The sequence below is a fragment of the Actinomycetospora chlora genome (genome assembly GCF_039542135.1).
Taxonomy (GTDB): domain Bacteria; phylum Actinomycetota; class Actinomycetes; order Mycobacteriales; family Pseudonocardiaceae; genus Actinomycetospora; species Actinomycetospora chlora.
Window position 1 is genome coordinate 1 of the sequence record NZ_BAABHO010000119.1, and the last position, 1029, is coordinate 1029.

Genomic DNA, 1029 nt, shown 5'->3' on the forward strand with positions numbered 1-1029 from the left:
CCTGTTCTGGATCATGCTGGTGCTGGCCGTCCCGACGGTGGGGCTCAGCCCGATGTTCGCGATGCTCGTCGGCTACCCGCTGCCGGCGGTCCCGGGCGTCGCGTGGGTGCCGCCGGTCCTGGGCACGGTCATGTACCTCTGGGGCGGCCGGCCGTTCCTCAGCGGCGCGGTCTCGGAGGTCGGCGCGCGGCGCCCCGGGATGATGCTGCTGGTCGCGCTCGCGATCACCGTCGCCTTCGTCGCGTCCTGGGGTGCGGTCCTCGGCTTGCTGCACCACGAGCTCGACTTCTGGTGGGAGCTCGCGCTCCTCATCGTGATCATGCTGCTCGGGCACTGGGTGGAGATGCGCGCCCTCGCGCAGACCACGTCGGCACTCGACTCCCTGGCGGCGCTGCTGCCCGACCGTGCCGAGCGCGTGGTGGGGTCCGGCGCGGAGACCGTGGAGGTCGATCCCGGCGACCTCGTCGTCGGCGACCTCGTGGTGGTCCGGCCCGGTGGCCGCGTGCCGGCCGACGGCACCATCGTCGTCGGCACGGCGGCACTCGACGAGTCCATGATCACCGGCGAGTCCCGCCCGGTGACCCGCACCGAGGGCGACCCCGTCGTCGCCGGCACCGTCGCCACCGACTCCGGCCTGCGCGTCCGGATCACCGCAACCGGCGACGACACGACCCTCGCCGGCATCGGCCGGCTGGTCAGCGAGGCGCAGAACTCCAGCTCCCGGGCCCAGCGCCTCGCCGACACCGCCGCCGGGTGGCTCTTCTGGTACGCCGTGGGCGCCGCCGCGGTCACCGTCGTCGTCTGGACCCTGATCGGGCTGCCCGACGACGCCATCGTGCGGACGATCACCGTCCTCGTCATCGCGTGCCCCCACGCCCTCGGCCTCGCGATCCCCCTGGTGGTGGCCATCGCCACCGAGCGCGCCGCCCGCGCCGGCATCCTCGTGACCGACCGGCTGGCCCTCGAGGGCATGCGCACCGTGGACACCGTGGTCTTCGACAAGACCGGCACGCTCACCCGCGGCGAGCC

At 74.0% G+C, this 1029-nt stretch carries 1 protein-coding gene; it reads left to right on the forward strand.

All coding sequences use genetic code 11. The features are described from left to right. Position 1 precedes the first annotated feature (1 nt). On the forward strand, positions 2-1029 hold a 1028-nt coding region (locus ABD994_RS30950), incomplete at its 3' end, for an HAD-IC family P-type ATPase (RefSeq protein ID WP_345425484.1).